At 52.3% G+C, this 20,848-nt stretch carries 15 protein-coding genes; 10 read left to right on the plus strand and 5 right to left on the minus strand.

Features of this window, described 5'->3' with window-relative positions; all coding sequences use genetic code 11:
- Positions 1-3: 3 nt before the first annotated feature.
- Both EV294_RS01320 and EV294_RS01325 read right to left on the minus strand, forming a co-directional pair.
- A complete protein-coding gene (locus tag EV294_RS01320) occupies positions 4-276 on the minus strand; it encodes a hypothetical protein (protein WP_207918078.1) in 273 nt (90 codons plus the stop codon).
- 57 nt (positions 277-333) lie between these two features.
- Positions 334-630 carry a DUF3055 domain-containing protein gene (locus EV294_RS01325; protein WP_207918079.1) on the minus strand — a complete coding sequence of 99 codons (297 nt, stop codon included), beginning with the start codon at positions 628-630 and terminating at the stop codon, positions 334-336.
- A gap of 213 nt (positions 631-843) precedes the next feature.
- Between EV294_RS01325 and EV294_RS01330 the strand changes: the two genes are divergently transcribed.
- Entirely contained in the window at positions 844-1,827 is a 984-nt protein-coding gene (locus EV294_RS01330; RefSeq protein ID WP_132303230.1) for an HRDC domain-containing protein, read from the plus strand.
- A gap of 31 nt (positions 1,828-1,858) precedes the next feature.
- Here EV294_RS01330 and EV294_RS01335 read toward each other — a convergent pair whose 3' ends face one another.
- Positions 1,859-2,836: a zinc dependent phospholipase C family protein gene (locus EV294_RS01335; protein ID WP_132303231.1), complete on the minus strand. Its 978-nt coding sequence runs from the start codon at positions 2,834-2,836 to the stop codon at positions 1,859-1,861.
- Positions 2,837-3,003: 167 nt separating this feature from the next.
- Here EV294_RS01335 and EV294_RS01340 point away from each other — a divergent pair, with 167 nt between their 5' ends.
- The 6 genes from EV294_RS01340 (at position 3,004) to EV294_RS01365 (ending at position 9,265) form a co-directional block, all read left to right on the plus strand.
- Positions 3,004-3,465, plus strand: coding sequence for a chemotaxis protein CheX (locus tag EV294_RS01340; protein WP_132303232.1), 462 nt, complete (start codon positions 3,004-3,006; stop codon positions 3,463-3,465).
- A 117-nt stretch (positions 3,466-3,582) separates the two neighbouring features.
- Positions 3,583-4,356 carry an SDR family NAD(P)-dependent oxidoreductase gene (locus tag EV294_RS01345; RefSeq protein WP_132303233.1) on the plus strand — a complete coding sequence of 258 codons (774 nt, stop codon included), beginning with the start codon at positions 3,583-3,585 and terminating at the stop codon, positions 4,354-4,356.
- Positions 4,357-4,380: 24 nt separating this feature from the next.
- Positions 4,381-5,799, plus strand: coding sequence for a DEAD/DEAH box helicase (locus tag EV294_RS01350; RefSeq protein WP_132303234.1), 1,419 nt, complete (start codon positions 4,381-4,383; stop codon positions 5,797-5,799).
- Positions 5,800-5,926: 127 nt separating this feature from the next.
- Complete coding sequence (locus EV294_RS01355) at positions 5,927-7,126, plus strand: S-layer homology domain-containing protein (protein ID WP_132303235.1); 1,200 nt, start codon at positions 5,927-5,929, stop codon at positions 7,124-7,126.
- Positions 7,127-7,262: 136 nt separating this feature from the next.
- A complete protein-coding gene (locus EV294_RS01360) occupies positions 7,263-8,015 on the plus strand; it encodes an ABC transporter ATP-binding protein (RefSeq protein ID WP_132303236.1) in 753 nt (250 codons plus the stop codon).
- Positions 8,012-9,265, plus strand: a complete 1,254-nt coding sequence (locus EV294_RS01365; protein ID WP_165930547.1) for an ABC transporter permease — start codon at positions 8,012-8,014, stop codon at positions 9,263-9,265. The genes EV294_RS01360 and EV294_RS01365 overlap by 4 nt, the downstream gene beginning before the upstream one ends.
- 73 nt (positions 9,266-9,338) lie before the next feature.
- Here EV294_RS01365 and EV294_RS01370 read toward each other — a convergent pair whose 3' ends face one another.
- On the minus strand, positions 9,339-10,634 hold the full coding sequence (locus EV294_RS01370; protein ID WP_132303238.1) for an aminotransferase class I/II-fold pyridoxal phosphate-dependent enzyme: 1,296 nt from the start codon (positions 10,632-10,634) through the stop codon (positions 9,339-9,341).
- Between the two features lie 357 nt (positions 10,635-10,991).
- Between EV294_RS01370 and EV294_RS01375 the strand changes: the two genes are divergently transcribed.
- Positions 10,992-11,777 carry a helix-turn-helix domain-containing protein gene (locus tag EV294_RS01375; protein WP_132303239.1) on the plus strand — a complete coding sequence of 262 codons (786 nt, stop codon included), beginning with the start codon at positions 10,992-10,994 and terminating at the stop codon, positions 11,775-11,777.
- Between the two features lie 279 nt (positions 11,778-12,056).
- Here the strand turns inward: EV294_RS01375 and asd are convergent, their stop codons facing one another.
- Positions 12,057-12,845, minus strand: a complete 789-nt coding sequence (gene asd, locus EV294_RS01380) for an archaetidylserine decarboxylase (RefSeq protein WP_207918080.1) — start codon at positions 12,843-12,845, stop codon at positions 12,057-12,059.
- A 173-nt stretch (positions 12,846-13,018) separates the two neighbouring features.
- On the opposite strand from asd, the gene EV294_RS01385 reads away from it, so the two are divergent.
- The gene (locus EV294_RS01385; RefSeq protein WP_132303240.1) at positions 13,019-14,332 is read left to right on the plus strand and encodes a glycosyltransferase family 4 protein; all 1,314 of its coding nucleotides are present in this window, start codon (positions 13,019-13,021) and stop codon (positions 14,330-14,332) included.
- A gap of 101 nt (positions 14,333-14,433) precedes the next feature.
- A complete protein-coding gene (locus EV294_RS01390; RefSeq protein WP_132303241.1) occupies positions 14,434-20,790 on the plus strand; it encodes a WIAG-tail domain in 6,357 nt (2,118 codons plus the stop codon).
- Positions 20,791-20,848 lie beyond the last annotated feature (58 nt).

The raw sequence follows: 20,848 nt of genomic DNA on the forward strand, positions 1-20,848 counted from the left end.
GTTTTATGGTTCATCCATTGCATCAGGGAGCGAGTCGTAATCATCATCGCCCGCAAAATCACGGTTATATTCCTCGTGCATTTGACGATTCTCATAGCCGTAAGGCCTTGAGGAACGCTGATCAATGCGCCAAGGACCGCTTTTGCCAGTTGGCCCCGTTATGCTCGAGCCGTAGGAACCGTCCGGAAACTCTTCATGCGCGAGGTCATTCCTTTGCGATTCCACCGTCGATAAATCCGTGTATTCGCTGCGGTCTTCGTCCATAAACCGATCCACCGATATCTCCTCCTGAAATGGCTTAAGTTTGCGTTCGCCCTCTCAGTTTACCCTTGATTAATCGGTAAAATTCACCGTTCCTACTACAAAATATAAAAATTGAGCGAGCTCGGCCGCTTCTTCCTCCGTCAGCTGAAAGGTATGTTCCAGATAACCTTCCTCTTCCAGATCATCCGGGCCAATGATAGCCGTACGGCCGGCTTGAAGATCGGTGATCAGCTTTTTGCCGTAAAATCTTGCCGTGGCCATAATAGCGAGGTCGAAACGCTTCATGCTTGGCGTAATAAACGTTACAAATCTAGTGGACGTATCTTCCGTTGTATCGGACATAAAATCGAAATCAGGCAGCAGCATGATAAAGCCTCCATAAATCGTTTGCACACATTATACAATAAGAAAACGCTTGTAAGAAAGGTTCGGTTATGATAGCATAAAATTAATCGAATAAACGAACGTGAGGAAGCACCTCTCTTGCATTTTTTTGCAGGAGGGGTGCTTTTTTTTGCGTTTACGCTTGCTTACGTTTATTCGCGCGATTATCCATTTTGATTGAGGAGTGAAGGAAGCATGCAAATCGTTTTTTTGAACACGTTTGAAAAACCAATTGAGGACGGCACCATTGTTACGGGAAAGCTCTCTATCTGCGAGAGAGACGGGATCTGGACCGTCTTATGGTCCGAGGGGGCGGAAGAGGCGGTCAGCTGGTTTGAAGGTACGTCCTGGGAAGAAATGCTGATCGGCTTCCGTCATGGCGTTGCGGTTAAAATGGGCGAAGGCTATACGCCCGTCGTAGACGGCATGCTGGAGGAGAAGCGGGGAGGAGCGGGCAGCTTCTTGTCCATGCTTCAATGTTACGGCGAGCTTCATGCGAAGCAGGAGCTGTTCGAAGCGCTTCGGGAATGGCGCCGCAAGAGGGCCGTTTCGGAGAAGCGTTCGGCTTATATGGTTGCCACCAACCGGATGCTGTGGATGATTAGCGCATTTGTTCCTTATACAACGGATGAGTTGATGCAGATTCCGGGCTGGGGGGAGCAGAAGCATGCTGCCTACGGGCAGGAGCTCCTGGAAATTACGGTTCAGCATGGCCGCGAGACCGATTTTCCGCTGAAATGGGTAACCGAGAAGCTGGAGCCGTCGGCGTATACCCAATGGATGTACAAGCAGAAGGAGGCACGCTACAAGAACGATATGCTCCGGCAGCAGCAGAAGAAGCGGATATTGAGCTTTGTTTTTGAAGGAGGCTCGATGGAACAGCTGCAATCGGAGCTGGAGCTTCCCCGACGCGAGATTATGGACAGGATTGAACAGCTCGAGACGGAAGGCTACGACTTTGAGCCGCTTATTGCCAGGGAGCTCGCGGATATGCCGGATACGGAAAGGGAGCTGATCTGGGAAACGTTCCGCCAGGCCGGCGACCGATACTTGAAGCCTGTGCTGCAGCAGGTATACGGGGAGGACAGCTTAAAAGAAAAGCAAATGGATGTCCTCTATGAAAGGCTGCGCCTTGTCCGTCTCCACTACCGGAAGTCCGCGAAGCAGCAAGCGATGTAAGGTCAGGGGAAAAATAAAGGAAGCTCCCGGTTTAGGGGGCTTCCTTTATTCCGCCATCCGGCCATATCGGCTCCGCATATCGAATGCTTGCGCCCGAATCGCAGGGAAGTCCGGTCTCATAGGAGAGGTTGCCGATCAGGCCTTCAGCATGCTGACGAAGCTCCGGCCTTCCGCTGCCTTCTCTTAAATAGCGAAGGACCGCGGGAATAACCAGCAGCGCATCCTCCATGGCACGGTCCCATAAGGTCCAGGCTGTCTCGTTGCGGATAACGGTTTTGTCCGAAGGATCAATCCATGGCGTTCCGGCTTCGTTCAGCACGTCGTAAGGCACCTGCTTCCGAAAGACAAAAGGATCCATTTGCCCAAAAGTAACGTTTCGTTTAATAGAAGCCGGATCGTGGAACAGACGTTGCGCCCGGATCATATCCCGAATCGCGCTATTCCAGTCTTCCTCGCGGATGACGGGAGCAAGCTCCGGATAGAAGCTGTCCGTAATGGCCTGGAGGGCTTTCACCGCAGCTTCCGGCAGCCGCCCTCCTATGTCGATTTTACGCCATACCGGTGTTTTCCACGTTTCGATTCCCCATTGCTGCCTGGCGATAATCGTATCCATCATTACCTCGTAACGCTGGTGATCCCACTTGCGGAAGCCGGATCTGCTGAAGACAAGCGGATGCATATGCCGGTCGAGCACATGATGAAGCACAAATCCCAAAGAATAAACAACCGCCTGATCGGGCTGTCCCCCGAGTTCTGCCGAACGTCCGAGAATCGAATCGAGCAGCTTCATAAGAACAGGGCCGCAGTCCCGGTTATGCATCTCCGTGCCAAGCTGAATCATGGGCGATTTCCCCTGCCACGGCAAAAATCGGTGATAAAACAGGAAATCCGGACCCTGACAGCCCATATAAAATAACCGGCGAAGCGGTTCCGAGGCAACAAGCCCGGACTCTTGCAGCTGATCAAGTACTTTTTGGCCAAAGATGAGATGAGCCCAAACATTAGGCATGGAAGAAAACCTCCACATTTTGTCAAATTAAGTATGAAAAAGTGACTATAAGCGTAGGACTTAAGCTTCAATAATGATAATATTAGTATACTTGTCCTACGTATTTAAGTATAATGGAAATAGAATAGACTACGTGCGAATTTTGTCGAAAAGGAGCGTTCCCGCTAATGAAGGCAGAATACATTAATCCGTTTCTTGAAGCCGCAACGATCGTCATCGAACAGGTGATCCAGATTCGGCCTTCCACCGGAAAGCTAGGCCTTAGGAATATCGAATTAGTAGAAAATCACATTTGGATTCAGATTGGGATTAATGGGCAAATGAATGGCGACATCGTATTCGGGCTGAGTGAGCAGGTGGCTTTGAAGATGGTCTCAGCCATGATGGGCGGATTTACGATCTCCGAGCTTGACGAGATCGGCCGCAGCGCGATATCCGAACTTGGCAATATGATTAGCGGCAATGCGAGCACCATGCTTTACAATCAGGGGGTAAACGTAGATATTACGCCTCCGAGAATCATTCTTTCGGCTAGCGACGAAAGCTTTTCCGCGGGACAGGCTTTAACCGTTCCTCTCATTATGGACGGAATCGGTCAATTTGATATTCAAGTCCTAGTCGCATCGTAACATAGAAGCAGGCTCCTTCGGGAGCTATTTTTTTTGGGGTTTAACTTTTGCTAATCGGGCACTGATCAAGTAAACTGAAGAGATGAGAATGAGCGAAGCGGATGCAGGTGATGATGTGTGTTAAAGGGGAAAATTGTCCTTATTTCCGGAGCCTCCAGCGGAATTGGAGCGGTCACGGCAAAACAGCTGGCTAAGCTTGGGGCGGTGCCGATCTTGACCGGACGGAATCTGGAGCGTCTTCGCAAGCATGCGGACGTAATCGGCGCGGCATGCCCGACGTATCAGATGGATGTAACCGATATGAAGCAGGTACAGCAGACCGTTGATGCCATTATGGCGAAGTACGGCAAAATCGATATCCTGCTGAACAATGCGGGCTTTGGCAAATTCGAGACCTTCCTGGAAGCAGAGGTAGAGAGCTTCGAACAGATGATGGACACCAATTACATGGGAGTTGTCCGCTGCACGAAAGCCGTGCTGCCCTACATGCTGAAGCAGGGAAGCGGACATATTGTTAATATCGCTTCCATGGCGGGGAAAATTGGTTCCTCGAAGTCTACCGGTTACTCGGCAACCAAGCATGCGGTGCTTGGCTTTACCAATTCTCTGCGCATGGAGCTGAACGGTACCGGCGTTACGGTATCGGCGGTTAATCCGGGCCCAATCCGCACCGAATTTTTCGATGTCGCCGATCCTTCGGGCACTTACGTGAAAAACGTAAGCTGGTTTATGATGAAGCCTGAATATGTCGCATCGCAAATTATTAAAGTAATGGAACGGCGGAAAGCCGAAGTGGATCTGCCAAAAACAGCGGCTGTAGGCATTAAGCTGTATCAGCTGTTCCCGCGCATCGCCGACCGCGTATTTGGCGGTTGGTTCAATCGAAAATAGCGGTGGAATAAGAAAGGAACGTATATGAGTCAAAAGACATGGAATGATTTAGGCATTACGAAGGCGCTTGGCGATAAGCTGGAAGCGAACAACATAAAGGTCCCCTCGGCCATCCAAGCCGAGGCGATCCCGACCTTGCTGGAAGGCCGGGATGTATCCGCGCGATCGCAGACGGGCTCGGGCAAGACGTTGGCTTATTTGCTGCCGATGCTTCAACAGCTGAATACCTCATCGGGGGCCATTCAAGCGATTATCCTGGCTCCGACACAGGAGCTGGCGATGCAAATCGTCCGCGTAGCCGAAGGATACGCGGAGCCGCTTGGCCTTCGCGTACAGCAGCTGATTGGAGGCGCGGCGATGAAGCGCCAAATCGAGAAGCTGAAGCTTCGTCCGCAAATTGTCATCGGTACACCGGGTCGGATTCACGAGTTGTTAAAGCTGCGCAAGCTGAAGTTAAGCGATGTGCGTCATATTGTGATCGACGAAGCGGATCAGGTGTTTGAGCTTGGCTCTACCCGCGAGGTGGAGACGATCCTGTTCGCCATGAGTCAGGAACGCCAGCTGGCCTTTTTCTCCGCAACGTATCCCGACGTAATGGCACGGTTTGAAGGACGCTGGATGAAGGAGCCCGTCCGCATTCAGATTTCGCCGGAGCAACGGGTTTCGGAGACGATCAATAATTTCTATATCGTATGCGATAAACGGGACAAGCCGGATGCAGCAAGACGGATTGTCCGCATGCTGAAGCCGGAATCCGCGCTATTGTTCCTGAACGTTACCGAAAATATCGCGAATTGGGAAGCGAAGCTGAGCTACGAAGGCTTCTCCGTCGAAACTTTGTACGGCGATGCGGACAAGCAGCGCCGGGCAGCAACGCTGGCCAGATTCCGCGAAGGAAAAACGCAGCTGCTTCTCGCAACCGACGTTGCGGCCAGAGGTCTCGATATTGAGGGTCTGCAGCTTGTCATTAATCTGGATCCTCCTATCGATGCGGATCATTACGTACACCGTGCCGGTCGTACAGGGCGTATGGGCCGCCAAGGAACCGTTATCTCGCTAATTACGCCGCAAGAACGGTTTATTATGGATAAATTCCGCAAATCGCTTCGCATCGAGCTGCCGGAGAAGGCGATGTACAAAGGCGAATTCGTGGCTCCAAGCGAACTGCCGAATAAAGTTTCGGCAAGACCTTCCCCACGCCGGACGGCCGATGAGCAGGAAGCGGGTACGCGTTCTTTCGTTGCGCCCAAGAACAGCAAAGAATGGGAATCGTTGCTGAAGGAAGACCGGAAGCCTAAAAAAGGTGCTGCAAAGCCGGACATCGCCGCTCCGGCACCGCGTCCAAAGCCCGCTGCAACCAAGCAGGAGCGGCTACGCGACAAGAAAGACAAGGGAGCTCCGAAGTGGCTGAAGGCCAAGCGCGAAAGTCAGGAAAACCAATAAAAAACCAAATAAAAGAAATTTTTTTAGAAGCCACCCTCCCAAAACTTCAGACCTTCGACGAAAACGTATAGGCGAAGGTACAAGCGGATTAAATTCCGTCAAAAAGTACAAGGGAGAGTGGCTTTTTATGAAGAAACAAGCGGTATGGAAAAAAACGGTGATTTCTTCGCTGGCGGTAATGATGCTTGCAGGCGGCGCGTCTTCGGCATTCGCAAACGGTAACCATAACGACAATGGCGGAAAAAAAGGCGACGATCACGGCGACAAAAAAGAAGTTAAAGTGAACTGGAAATTCAAAGACGAAGATGATATGAAATGGGCAATGGAATATATTATGCGTCTTGCATCGAAAGGCGTATTTACCGGTTATGAAGACGGTTCGTTCAAGCCCAACCAAAAAATTTCCCGCATTGAGACATTGGTAGCGGCGGTTCGTCTGATGGGACTTCGCGATCAGGCGGAATCGACGGCAGAAATGAGCACGAAGCTGAACTTTAAGGATGCCGATCTCATCGCGAAAAAATATCCATGGGCTGTTGGTTACGTAGCGGTTGCGGTTGAGAACGATTTGTTCTCCGAAACGGAAACTTCGGTAAATCCGCAAGCGAATGCAACTCGTCTGTGGGCGGCAACGATTCTCGTTAAAGCGCTTAAACTGGAAGATGAGGCGAAGGCGCTTAACAACACTCAGCTTGATTTCAAGGATGCCAAAAATATTCCTGCCGGTTCCGTAGGTTATGTGGCTCTGGCTATCAAAAAAGGCATTATTACGGGCTACAACGATAATACATTCCGCCCTAACCAGCCGGTTTCCCGCGCGGAGCTTGCTGCACTGCTTGACCGCACGGATTCCGAAATTCCGGATAACGACGGACAGGCTATCACGGGCAAGCTGAAAGCCGTTGCTTCGGGCGGTCAAATTACGATCACGCAATCGAATGGTACGGATTTGACGCTTAGCTTGGATCCAAACGTCTTTATTTTCAGAGACGACAAGAAAGCGGCCGTCAGCGCGCTGAAAGCCGGCGACGAAATTCTTGTCCGCACTTATCAGAATAAAGTTGTGTTTATTGAGGTGACTAAATCAGCCGTTGATGACTCCAAGGTATTCGACGTTACGGGCAAAATCAACACGATTACTTATAACGCTAACGGCAAGCTGTCGACGATCTCCATCTCGAAGCAAGACGGAAATCAAACAACGGTAACGATTTACAACGTGGCGGATAACGCGCTGATTACCGGCGACCGAAACAATCTTGTAACTGGCCATGATGTTAGAATTCAAGGCAAAGACGGCGTTATTGCAGGTATTACGATCCTTTAATAAGGATTGAACGATAAGCAGGTATACTTTCCTTCGCGGAAAGGAATACCTGCTTTTTTTTGATATTGCCGCTGTAATTCGGTATGCTGATAAGAGAAGAGCAACTTATTATAGAGGTAATTGTAGGTGAGGGAATATGAGCGAGCCCATTTTGCAGGTAGCCGGATTAACCGGCGGTTACAGCCCGCGGCGTCCCGTGCTTCATGATGTGACGTTCGAGGTGCGGGCAGGAGAAATGGTAGGATTAATAGGATTGAACGGCGCGGGAAAAAGCACAACGATCAAGCATATTCTGGGACTTATGAAGCCGCATCAGGGGCTGGTAAAGGTAGACGGCGTTACGCTTGAGGACAACGCGGAACGTTACCGGTCCGCTTTTGCCTACGTGCCGGAAACTCCGGTGCTGTTCGACGAGCTGACCGTAGAGGAGCATTTACGCCTGACCGGGATGGCTTACAATGTGGAGGAGCCGGCATTTGGCGAACGGCAGGAACAGCTGCTGGATGAATTCCAGATGAGGCAGAAACGCGGCGCATTTGCTTCGCATTTATCCAAGGGGATGAAGCAGAAGGTAATGATTATGAACGCGCTGCTCTCCGAACCGCCGCTTTATATGATAGACGAGCCGTTTCTGGGTCTGGATCCGCTCGGCATTCGTTCTCTGCTTGAACGGCTGGTTGAAGTGAAGAAGAGAGGCTCGGCTATTCTGATGAGCTCTCACATTCTGTCCACGGTGGAGGCGTATTGCGACCGGTTTATCGTTATGCATCAAGGCAAGGTGGCTGCCTACGGCACGCTTGAAGAGGTATGCCGGACTGCCGGAGTCGAAACGCGCGGCGGAGCGCTGGAGGATGCCTTTTACAAGTTAGTAACCGAGGGACGTCAATGAGCGGGGGGGATCGCTCGCTTGAAGCGTTATGGTTCAAGCGGTCAGGAGAATTCCGCAAAGAAGTAACCCCTTATTTCGGCTATATGGCGCAGAGCGGGTTTCCGTTGTTTATGTCGTTTATTGTGTTGTCATCCGCCTTTGGCTACATAAAGCTGATCCGGGATCTGCCAAGCGGATTTCCGATTACGCTTGTTGGCATCGTGGCCTTGTTTATTATTCTTAGCTGGAGTCCGCTTCGGACCTGGCTGACAGCGCCGGATATTGTTTTCCATATGCCGCGGGAAGCGGAAATGGGCGGCTATATGCGAAGAAGCTTCCGCCGCTCCGCAATCTTGACATCCGTGTTAGGGATTATGGTTCTTCTTCTATACTGGCCGATTTACCGGCAAGGGGACGGGGAAGCGGGCTTTGTGACCCTGCTGCTTTTTTGCGCGGCTATGCGGGGGGCCAACCTGTGGGGGGCATGGAAGGAACGGAGATTAGCCTGGTCCGGCGTCCGGCTTCTGCTTCGGATCTTGCGCTGGTCAGCAAATGCGCTTGCGCTGGCAGTCATATTGACAAGCGCGCCGTGGAAGGCTGCATTGTTCCTGCTGCTGCTGCTTGTCTTGTTCGCCCTGCTGTACCGGATGCCGGTCAAGCATGCCTTTCCTTGGGAGAGGCTGATTGAAGAAGAGTCTCGTACCCGAAGAGGCTACTATCAATTTTTCGGCTTGTTTATCGATGTGCCAACGATGCCTTCCCGTACGATGTCTAGAGCTTACCTGGCATGGATTTTAAGGTATATACCGAACCGGCATCGACTGACTTACGTATATTTGTACGCGGCATCCCTTGCGCGGACGGAAATTGGCGGCATCGTCCTGCGGCTTACCGTGTTGTTTGCGCTTATCGTTTACTGGTTTGCGGAGGACGGATGGCTGTCGGGCTGGGGAGCTGCTGCAGCTTACATGATCCTGCTGCAGCTGGTTGCCGTTCAGATCGGAGGCTTGCGGCATGCGCACCGTTATTCGGTATGGCGGCATGTCTACCCGCTGCCCGAGGCTAAACGAGTGGACAGCGTAGTCACCGTGGACCGGTGGTCGCTTGCGGCTGTTTCTTTCCTCATGTGGCTGCCGGCAGCCATCATGCTGCTGCTGCAGGGACTTATTGCACCGGCAGTTGTCGCGCTGCTGGCTGCTTGCGCGCAGATTCTGTTCTTGCGTCCCGGCCGCTTGCGCCGCAAGCTTGCGGAGGATGCTGAGGAGGAATGACCGGTTTTGCGAAAAAAAATAGCGGTGCAGGGATGGTCCCTTGCACCGCTATTTTTTATTTATTAGAAGGCAATTAGCCGATCAATTCGGTAACCGCTTTGTAGATCGTATCAAACAGCTCTTCCAGGTTCCGCTCTTCGATGCAGGAGAATGCGACGCGAAGATCGGTCTCGCCAAGCGCGATTGTTCCGATTCCGTATTCGTCCAGGAGACGGGTGCGGACCTCTTCTGCAGAGACGCCTTTCAGCTTAAGGCACATAAAGTATCCGGAGTTAAACGGATAGTAGCTCCATACGTCGCCGTAACGTCCGCTGTCGAGCAGATCCTTTACTTTATTGGCGCGCTTCTTCATCACATCGTATTTCTCCGCTTTCTGCTCATCGAACTCAGCCGATTGCAATGCGCGTAATACGAAGGTTTGCGATGGATGCGGGCCGCTCGAGATGGTCGCGCGGATAATGCCCATTGTTTTTTGCTCAAGAGCGGTCAGTGCTTTATCGGAAGGGTTAGCGTAAGTAATAAAACCAACGCGGAAGCCCCATACGTATTCTTCTTTGGTTGCGCCGTCGACTTTGACAGCGAGTACGCGCGGATGCAGATCAGCCAGCTTGCCGAATAACGATTCATGCAGCGAGTCTTCGAAGAATAGGCCGAAGTACGCGTCGTCCGTTACGGCAACAACGTTAATGCCTGCTTCTGCCGCATCACGGATTGCTGCAACAATCTCATCGCCTTCCTGAGGACCCGGCGAGTAGCCCGTAGGGTTATTCGGGAAGTTGAGGATGACAATCGCTTTTCCTTTGTCCTTCTGGGCGAGCAGAGCTTCGCGCAGTCCGGCGCTGTTGAAACGGTAATCCTCGTTGTACAGCGGGTACTCAACGATCTCGGCACCGCGGCGGATGTTGAATGTCAGTTCATAGTTTTCCCAGTTCTTGTTCGGAATGATAACCGCATCGCCGACATCGGCGAACAAGTCGGCAACAATACTCAAACCGTGCGTCAATGCGTTCGTAGCGACAGGGTTGCCGAACTTTTTGCCTTCGAGGGAAGGGTTTTCTTTAACCATCTTGGTGCGCCATGCGGAACGCAGCTCCGGCTTGCCTGCCGGCGGAGCGTATTCGTATAAATCTTTTGGATCATACGAGGACAAGGTGTCTTGTATAACCTTAAGGTGCATGGGCTGACCGTTTTCTATTGCTATGCCGATCGTGGCGTTAAATTTCTTAGCCTTGGCCTTTGCTTCTGCGGATTGGCTGAGTATGCCTTCCTTCGGGAAATAAATCGCTTTTCCTAAAGCGGACAACATGTCGTAGACGTTCGGACTTTCGGCTTCGAGCGTCTCATTCAACTGCTGAGCAAGTGGGTTCATGGACTTCATTCCATCCTTCCGGGAAATCAATTCGTCATTTAACGCTTATCGGGTGCTATTATAACATTTTTTTAACAAAGCACACCAACCAAAACGCAATTTTTTTTGACTTTTGTGCAAACGGTAGTGCAATACCCGCTTGCGTGCGAGATTCCGGCTGTTGTATGATGTCGGCAAGAACTCGAAATTTCGCGAAAAATGCTTTGGTTAAGCGGCGCGCGAATCTGGTAATCATGCTTACGAAGTCAGTTTTCAGACTAACAAAGTGCGTTAGTCTGAAAACTTTGGTTTATGCTTACGAAGTCATTTTTCACACTAACAAAGTGCGTTAGTGTGAAAAATTTTAGGAGGATTCACATGCTGCACTTATCTCCGGATTCTTACATTAAATTGCCGCCTATTGCCAAAATCGTATGTGAACCAAACTGGAGATGGCAGCGGCGCGAAAAGCCGATGGCGAACTATGATTTATTTTATGTATGGAGCGGCGAAGGGGAAGTGGAAGTTAACGGTACAACGTATCCGGTAGGAAAAGGAAGCTGCTTTCTTTTCAGGCCTGGCGACCACACGAGCGCTACCCATAATCCCCAAAAGCCGCTTGTCCTGACTTATATCCATTTTGACGTACGCGAGACGGTGCAGTTTGTGCCCGAGCGCTACCGGAAGCTGACGGATACGGTGGATTTCGAATATTTGCTCTCCCGGTATGTCCGGCTGTTCCTCGTCGAGACGTACGCGGCGGAGGAAGAGGCCCTGCTGGTGCTTAAGCAGCTCATGATCCATTTGCTTCGGGAGGACCGGGAGCTGCCGGTTGAACGCAAAGGCAGCAACCAGCTGACCGAGGCGATTCAAGAGGTTGCCAATTACGTGAAGCAGCATCCAAGCGTCGCTCACCGGGTGGAGGATCTGGCGATGCGCGCACAGCTGTCCCCGCGGTATTTTTCCGTAAAATTTAAAGAAATGATCGGCATGTCGGTACAGTCGTATATGATCCGGACAAGGATCGAACGGGCCCAGCATCTGCTGATGTATGAAGGCATGAACGTGACGGAGGTCGCGGATGCGCTTGGCTACAGGGATATCTTCTTCTTCAGCAGGCAGTTCAAGCAATACACGGGTCGCAGCCCATCCGAAATCCGTTAACCAGCCCGAAAAAAGGCGCCGCAGGGATAACCCCCCGCGGCGCCTTTCGGGTTGAATGCAGCCATTTCTATTAGCAATGGCTGCATGACTGTCTTTATAAAAGTTGATGGGAAAGTACAAACGGAGCATTTGATGATTCTGGAGAACCGTAGTGGTCGCTTTTGCTCGGGAATTCCGACCCTTCGTTGTTTATTCTGGGAATTTCCCGAGCAATGGCGATCGGAAGAACATCAAATGTGCAGGGTATGCTTATAAACAATCAGCTTGCGCAGTTTGTGCTTAATTTCCAATCAACTTCCCCAGCATCTCGCCCATTCTCACCTTTAACCCCGGCGCAAGATCGTGCCGCGGAATGAAGGTATCGTTTTCCATAAGCAGTACCACCGTTGAGCCGAATTCGAAGTAGGCAAGCTCGCCGCCTTTTTCAGCCTTGTCGCGGATGGGCTCCACATAACGAATGCTGCTGACGTTCATGGCGCCAACCTTGACGACTGCCGTTTCTCCGCCTGCATGTTTGATGTAGGTAATCAGTCTTTCATTCCGGCTGAGGACACGGCGCATGCGGCGAAGGCCAAATTCGTTAACCGGGTATACCTTGCCCGGAACATGCTCACGCTCGACAATCTTTCCGTCTACGGGTGTATGTATGCGGTGATAATCGGTAGGGCTTAAGTACAATACGATGTAATATCCCTCGCGGTAAAGCTCGGTTCTTGGAGAGCGGTTAAGCAGCTCCTCAATCGTGTAATCCTGTCCTTTGACGTTAACAATCGTACCGGCTTTAATCGGTCCCGCCCCGGTAATCAAGGCGTCCACCGGACTTATGAGTGCTGTAGTCTCTTCATGTATGATCCGCGATCCAGGCTTTAGTCGCCTCGTGAAAAATTCGTTTAACGTGCTGTATGCTTCCAGCGGCTTTTCCGCTTCTTCGATTTTGATGTTATACATGCTGGCGAATCTCGGGATCCAGCTGCGGCTTGCCTTCGATTGCGCGAAGCGGCCGGTAAGTCTGGATATCCATTTGCGCGAACTAAGCTCCGTCATGGCCTGAAACAACCATCCCATCATGCCCGCTCACTCACGTCCTTTCCTTGCGTCTTGCCTTTCGATGTCCTCCGAACAGTGTGACACAACCGTTCATACAAATCAATAGTATAGGCGTCCGCGCAACCTTGTGGCAATACCGGAATGGCTCGCGTATGCTAACTGCAAATTGATAACGAAGGAGGCCTTCCTTCGACATGTCGCCTGTGAAAGTGGCATTCGTTACGCCAGGAGCCTATCCGATCCCATCGGGAAACAGCAGCTCTGTCGAACGGGTTGTCGAAAAATTCGTTCCCCTGCTGCGTCCTAGTGTGGAGCCTCGCATTTACGGGAAGATCGGGCGGAATTTGCCCCGCCGGAGCCTTGTTCATGACGTCGTGTGCGAAAGATTCCCTGCTGCCAAACGTTCGTCTTATGTGGCGAACATAGGACGTGCTGTACAGAAATTTAGCCCGCAAATCATACAGGTCGAGAACCGGCCGACTTATGTTATAAAGCTGAGGCGTTCCAATCCCAAAGCCAAAATATGGCTTAACCTGCATTCTTCCACTTATATAAGTCCGAGACATATCTCCGAGACGCAGCTCCGCAAGAGCTTTGCTCTAGCGGACCGGATTATTGTGAACAGCGAATTTCTGCGCGCTCTGATCCTAAAGAAGATGCCGGAAGCGAAAACAAAGCTCCGCGTCGTATATCCCGGAGTGGAGACGAAGAGATTCCAGTCCCGTTATACGGCGGAAGGGGAGGCAGCGCGAAGATATCATAGGGAGCGTAAAGGTCTGGTCCACCGGAAAGTCATTGTTTTCCTCGGCAGGCTAATTCCGCTGAAAGGCGTGCATCATTTGCTTGCCATTGTGCCAAATCTGATCAAGGTCCATCCGGATCTTCTAGTCGTCATCGTCGGAAGCCCGTTCTATGGCTCGCACCGTACAACCGCCTATTCCCGCAAGCTGATGAAGATGGGAGAGCGGTACAAGAAGCATGTCCGGTTCGTGCCTTACGTGCCTTACTCGGAAGTGCCGGGCTGGTTCATGGCAGCCGACATCGCCGTAATGCCTTCCGGGAAGCGGGAAGCATTCGGGCTCGTGAATGTGGAGGCGATGGCAACGGGCCTTCCGGTTATAGCTACGCGGGCTGGCGGAATGCAGGAAATTATCCAGGACGGAGAGACCGGTTATCTCATCGATCAGAAAGAAATTAAAGCCGAGCTGACTGCAAGGCTCCTGCTCCTGCTCCAAAATGCGGCGCTTCGCAGGCAAATGGGGTTAAAGAGCAGACAACGGGTGGAGCAGCTGTTTACATGGGAACATACGGCGAAGCGGTGGTTAAAGATTCAACGAAATGAAGCGGATCTGAGATGCCGCGACAACCCGGAGTTATGCGAGGAAGATACGGAACCGGAGATCGTTTCTCAGCGCGAGCAGGAAAAGCTTCACGAGGCTGAGCAGGTAATCAGCTATGAAATGGGCTTTTCGAATCGCAAGCCTTATTCCCCGGAGGACGGCAGTTAAAAGCTGCCGTCCTTTTTTTGTTGCCCAAACGGCAGTAGCGCGCCCATGGGTAGGAGCATATAGTGAAATAACTTTGGGGAGGAAGAAAGAAGGAGAGGTCAATGACAAAAGGTAAATCGTCGAAAAGCGCCAAAGGGCGTAAGCCGAGTTATTATGTTGATAATCCGAATGCCTCGGAATTAAAGTGGCTGGATGAATTAAAAAGCAAGAAAAATAAAGTTCAAAATAACAACCTGCTTGTTCCGCAGCCTAAGCCTGCAGAGAACAGGCCGGTCAGTATTAACGCAATAGCTCCTGTGGAAGAAGCTCCGCAGGCGGAGACGCATTTGATCCCTGCATTGACGGAAGAATCGATCCTTGTTGCCGATGCCTCCTCATCGGCTGAAATAAGCAAAGCTGAGACAGAGCGGCTTATCGAGGAAATTGCTTCTTATGATGCGGATCCAGTACCGGTTCCGGAGCTGAAGGAAGAGCCTGCGCCAGAGCGGAAGGAGCAGGAGATTAAACAAGAAGTGAAGCAAGAGGTTAAGCAAAAGGGTAAGCAAGCGCAAAAACAAGAGCCGAAGCCGGAGCCGGAGACGGAACCGAAGCAACAAAAAACACCCGTACGGGAGCTTGAGCCCACTTATGAGGCGAAGCTCGACAAACTGGTGGAGAAGCAGGACCTGTACAAACCGTTTCCGTTTATCTATGCGGACGATATCGTGGACGGAGCCGTAACCGGCAGCAAGCTTGCCCCGTATTCGGTAGACTCGGACAAAATGCGGCCGGGCAGCGTTAACTCTTCCACCCTCTCCGATTATGCGGTGCAGAATATTCATCTTGCTCCGGGGGCCGTAACGGGCAATAAGGTTTCGCCTTTATCCATTACGGGAAGCCATCTTTCGAACAGCTCCATCACCGGGGATAAAATCGTGGATTCCTCGATTAACGGCAGCAAGCTGCAGGATGGCAGCATCACGTCGGAGAAGCTGGCCGACCGGACCATTGATTCCAGCAAAATCTCGGACAGCTCGATAACGTCGAGACATCTTCAGCCGTTTATCATCACGGAAGAGCTGATCGACAATCATTCCATTTCGTCGGACAAAATTCAAAACAGCGCCGTTCGCACGGAAAAAATCGCCAATGAGGCCATTACGAATTCGAAGCTTGGCGAGGCGTCGGTGACCCATTCCAAACTTCGGGACGGAGCGATTACCGGCAGCAAGCTGGCCGCGGATACGATTGAATCCGTTCATCTGAAGCAAGGGCTGCTCCTTGCGGAGCATGTATCGATTGGGGCTATCCTGGGGAAGCACGTAGCTCCAGGCGCCATCACGCAGGAGCATCTGGCGGAAGGAGCGGTAGGGACAGGAGCTCTTCAGCTTCAATCCGTAAACGCCGAGCGGATAGCACCCGGAGCCGTTAACGCAAGTCATCTCCAGCAGGAGACTGTCTCTGGCGAGCATATCGTGGCCGGACAGATTGGAAGCAAGCATCTTGTCGACCAAAGCGTTAATTCCAGCAAGCTGACGAACGAAGCCGTGCAGACCCGGCATATCGGACGAAGCAGCATCATTTCGGATCATATCGCTATCGGTCAGATCGAGCAGCGCCATATTGCCCACCAAGTGGTATCCCGTCAGCATTTGCAGTCCGGTTCCGTAGGCAGGGAGCAGCTGCAGGACGGCTCAGTGAAAGGGGAGAAAATCGCTCCCCAAGCGATTACGACCGAACATCTAAGCGATCAGTCGGTTGGCACCCATCAGCTTGCGGACCAGGCCGTTACGGATAAGAAAATGGCCGACGGAGCGGTCAAAAGCTCCAAGCTCGCTGCCGGCTCCATCGAAACGGTTCATCTCAAGAACGAAATTGTTACGTTTCAGAAAATTGCTCCGGAAGCGCTTCGTGCTTATCACTTCTCGGCAGGCGCTGTAACCGAAGACGCGATCTCCCCGGAAGCGATCTCCACCGGGCATTTGAAGCCAAAGCTGATTGAGAAGCAGCATTTCGCCAATCAAGCCGTCGATACGGATGCCATTCAGGATCTGTCGGTTACGAACGGCAAGATCGCTTACGGAGCGGTTACCGAGTTTAACCTGTCTCCGAACTCCGTTCATCCGCATCATCTAACCGACCATGTTATCGGCTCTCAGAAGCTTGCTCCTGAATCCGTTACAACCGACAAGCTGGCTGAACGAAGCGTAACCGCCTCGAAGCTTGGCGACAGCAGCGTCAACGAGCAGCATATTGCGCAAAACGCGGTGAATTCGGATGCGATTCAGCCTGCTTCCATTCATGGGGGCCACGTACAGCCTTCTTCGATTGCAAGCGAGCATATTGCGGGCGGAGCCATCCAGTCGGTCCATCTGGCAGACGAAGCTGTAACGATGCGGCATCTGTCGGAAAGCAGCGTACAGACGGAGCATTTGTCCGACCAATCGGTAACAACCGGCAAGCTGGCTGCCCAATCGGTAACAAGCGAGAAGCTGGCGGATTTGAACGTTACCTCCTCCAAGCTGGCTGATCGCAGCGTGCAAACGAATCATATTGCTCCGGGCTCGATTCAGTCTGAATCCATTGGCCTTCGGGCGATCCAGTCCGAGCATTTGCAGTCGGGTATTATTCAAGCGGAGCATATGGGCTATCAATCCGTTACCGAGATGAATTTGTCGTACGATATCGTGAACACGGATCATCTTGCCGACCAGGCGGTAACGGAAAGCAAGCTGTCAAGAGATGCGGTAACGACCGAGAAGCTGAATGATTCGAGCGTAACCACCTCCAAGCTGGCAGACGGCAGCGTTACGGCCAGCAAACTTGCCGAAGGCTCGATCTACTCGGAGCTGATTCGTCCGTTCTCGATTCAATCGAACCATATCGAGCCGCTCTCCATTCAATCCGAGCATTTGGCGGAAGACGTTATCCGAGCGAATCATATTCGCGGCGGAGCGGTAGGAACGGACGCTTTGTCTAACCAGTCGGTTACGTCGTCGAAGCTGACAACCGGCGCTGTCCAGTCCGCCCATATCGGCAATGAAGCGGTCATGAGCCGGCACCTGGCGAATGATTCCGTCCTTGGCATTCATATCGTCGAGGGCAGCGTCCGCAATATCCATCTCACCGATGAAGCGGTAACCGAAGCGAAGCTTGCTCCGCTGAGCGTCGGGGAAGCCCATATCCAAGCCGGAGCGGTGAATGCCGAGGCCCTGCAGGAAGAAATTATCGGAACGGAGCATCTCGCCGACGGCGCGGTTCAGGAAACCAAGCTGGCTTCCTTATCCGTTAATGCCGATCATATCCAGCCGTTATCGATTCAAGAGAAGCATCTGACACCCGGAATTGTTGATGAGAGCAAGCTGCAAAACGGAGCGGTAACCTCTTCCAAGCTGGCAGTGGATACCGTGTCCGGTGATCACCTGCGCCTGGAGACAATCGCGAGCAAGCATATTAAGGCAGACTCCATCCAAGGCTATCATCTCCGGAAAGGCACGGTATCCTTCGATCATCTGAGCGCGGAGGTTCTGAATGAATTCAAGCCGAAAACGATTTTGCCGGAGCAGTTGGCTGAAGGAATTATCCAAACCTCCAAGCTGTTGGACGGAAGCGTCGTTACCGGCAAGCTGGCCGATGAAAGTATCACGACCGGCAAGCTGGCCGACGAGAGCGTCACAACCGGCAAGCTGGCCGACGAGAGCGTCACAAGCAGCAAGTTGGCTGGCGGGAGCGTCACGAGCGAGAAGCTGGCGGATGAGAGCATTACCGGAAGCAAGCTGGCGGCAGGCAGCATTACAAACGACAAGCTGGCCGACAACAGCATTACGGCAGATAAACTGGCCGACGCAAGCCTGAGCGGCCGGAAGCTGGCCGAAGGCAGTATTACCGGCGATAAGCTGACAGCCGAGAGCGTCACGGGAAGTAAGCTGGCCGGAGGCAGTATTACCGGCGACAAGCTGGCGGACGAAAGCATCTCAAGCCGGAAGCTGGCGGATGGCATTATTACGGGCAGCAAGCTGGCAGACGGGAGCATTATCGGCAGTAAGCTGGCTGTCGAAAGCATTACAAGCGACAAACTTATGGACGGCATCATCACAAGCGATAAGCTGGCGGATCGGAGCATTACGTCCGAGAAGCTGTTGGATGAAAGCGTGCCGGGCAGCAAGCTGGCCTTCGAGAGCATTACGGCGGATAAGCTGGCGGATGATAGCATCGCAACCCGCAAGCTGGCCTTCGAAAGCGTTACGGCGGAGAAGCTGGCCGAAGAGAGCGTCACAACGAGCAAGCTTGCCGATCAGGCGGTAACGGGTCGCAAATTGGCAGCGGAGAGCGTCACTTCCGATAAGCTGGCGGACGACAGCATTACAAGCCGCAAGCTGATTGACCAGAGCGTCACCAGCGAGAAGCTGGCCGACGACAGCATTACAACCAACAAGCTTGCCGAGCAAGCTGTTGCTGGCAGCAAGCTGGCCGATGAGAGCGTGACGACGGCAAAGCTCGCTGAGGAAAGCGTTACTTCCGATAAGCTTGCAACAGGCAGCATTACAAGGCGTAAACTGGCGGACGAAAGCGTAACGACAGAGAAGCTGGCCGACGACAGCATTACAAGCCGCAAGCTGACGGACGAAAGCGTTATTGCCGAGAAGCTGGCCGACGGAAGCGTCATTACAAGCAAGCTTGCCGATCTATCCGTTACGGGCAGCAAGCTGGCGGATGAGAGCGTCTCAACCGGGAAGCTTGCCGATTTCAGTATTTCGAGCCGCAAGCTGATCGATGAAAGCGTCACTGGCGAGAAGCTTGCCGATGCGAGCGTGACGAATAGGAAGCTTGCCGATCAGGCCGTTACGGGCAGCAAGCTTGCCGATAACAGCATTACCGGCGATAAGCTGGCGCCAGGAAGCATTACGGCTGATAAGCTGTCCCCAGATAGCATTACCGGCAGCAAGCTTGCTGATGAAAGTGTCACAACCAAGAAGCTTGCCGACGATAGCATTACAAGCCGCAAGCTGGTTGATGAAAGTGTGACCGGCAGCAAGCTGGCCAACGAGAGTATCACCGGCATAAAGCTTGCCGACCTGACTGTTACCGGCAGCAAGCTGGCGGACGAGAGCGTTACAGATGAGAAGCTGGCAGGCGGCAGCGTAACCAATGAGAAGCTGGCCGACGAAAGTGTAACGACCTGGAAGCTGGCAGGCGAGAGCGTCACAACCGAGAAGCTTGCCGACGAAAGCGTTACAACCCGCAAGCTCGCGGGCGGCAGCGTTACGGCTTGGAACCTTGCCGAGAGCAGCATCACAAGCGATAAACTTGCCGATGAAAGTGTCACAACTGGCAAATTGGCTTCCGGCAGTATTACGGCGGAGAAGCTGGCAAGCGAGAGCGTCACTTCCGGGAAGCTTGCCGACTATAGCATTACAACCGGCAAGCTTATGGATGAAAGTGTAACCGGCGAAAAGCTGGCCGACGGAATTGTAACAAGCAACAAGCTTGCCGATCTGGCTGTCACTTGGAATAAGCTAGCCGATGGGAGCATCACAACGGAGAAGCTTGCGGCGGGAACTGTCACGGAAGATAAGCTTGCGACAGATAGCATTACAAGCCGCAAGCTTGCCGATGAAAGTGTGACAACCGAGAAGCTAGCCGACGATAGCATTACAAGCCGCAAGCTGATCGCGGAGAGCGTAACCTCCGAGAAGCTGGCCGACGGAAATGTCATTACGAGCAAGCTAGCCGACTTGTCTGTCACCGGAAGCAAGCTGGCGGATGAGAGCGTCTCGACAGGCAAGCTAGCCGACTACAGTATTTCGAGCCGCAAGCTGATTGATGAAAGTGTGACCAGCGATAAACTTGCCGACGAGAGTGTTACAAGCCATAAGCTGGCAACTAGCAGCGTAACTCGCGAGAAGCTGGCTTTCGGAAGCGTGACGGGCGATAAGCTCGCCGGCAACAGCATCACGGGCGATAAGCTGGTCGAAGAAAGCATCACAACCGATAAGCTGGCCGATGAAAGCATCATAACCGAGAAGCTGGCCGATGAGAGCGTAACGAGAGAGAAGCTGGCGGAAGACAGCGTATGCGGTTGGCATATTGCATCAGAGGCCATAACGCTGGATAAATTAGCCCCCGAGCTTGTGTCTGCCATATTCCCGCCATTTATGGGATCTGCGGATGAACAGTTCGAACAAGAATCGGAACCTGCGCCTTCCTTTATCCGTTCCGCGGGAACCGGTCAGGTCATTCAACAGTTTGGTCTTGCGCCGTATTCGTTCTTCAAGAAAGGAAAGATACTGGAGGTTGAAATTATTTTCGAGGAGCCGTTCAGCAATACGAACTATGCCATTACCGCCATCTGCGATAATCCGGAATGTTACGTATCCGTCTTTAGCAAATCGGAAGGCAGCGCCATTCTGAACATTGTCCGCTCCAGAGGTTCGTTTGAGCCTGAGGGATACATGAACTGGATCGCCATTGGCCGGTAAGATTTGATAGTTTCAATAGAGGATGGGAGCGAAATCTATGCTCCTATCCTCTTTTTTA

Source organism: Paenibacillus sp. BK033, assembly GCF_004345425.1.
Lineage (GTDB): Bacteria > Bacillota > Bacilli > Paenibacillales > Paenibacillaceae > Pristimantibacillus.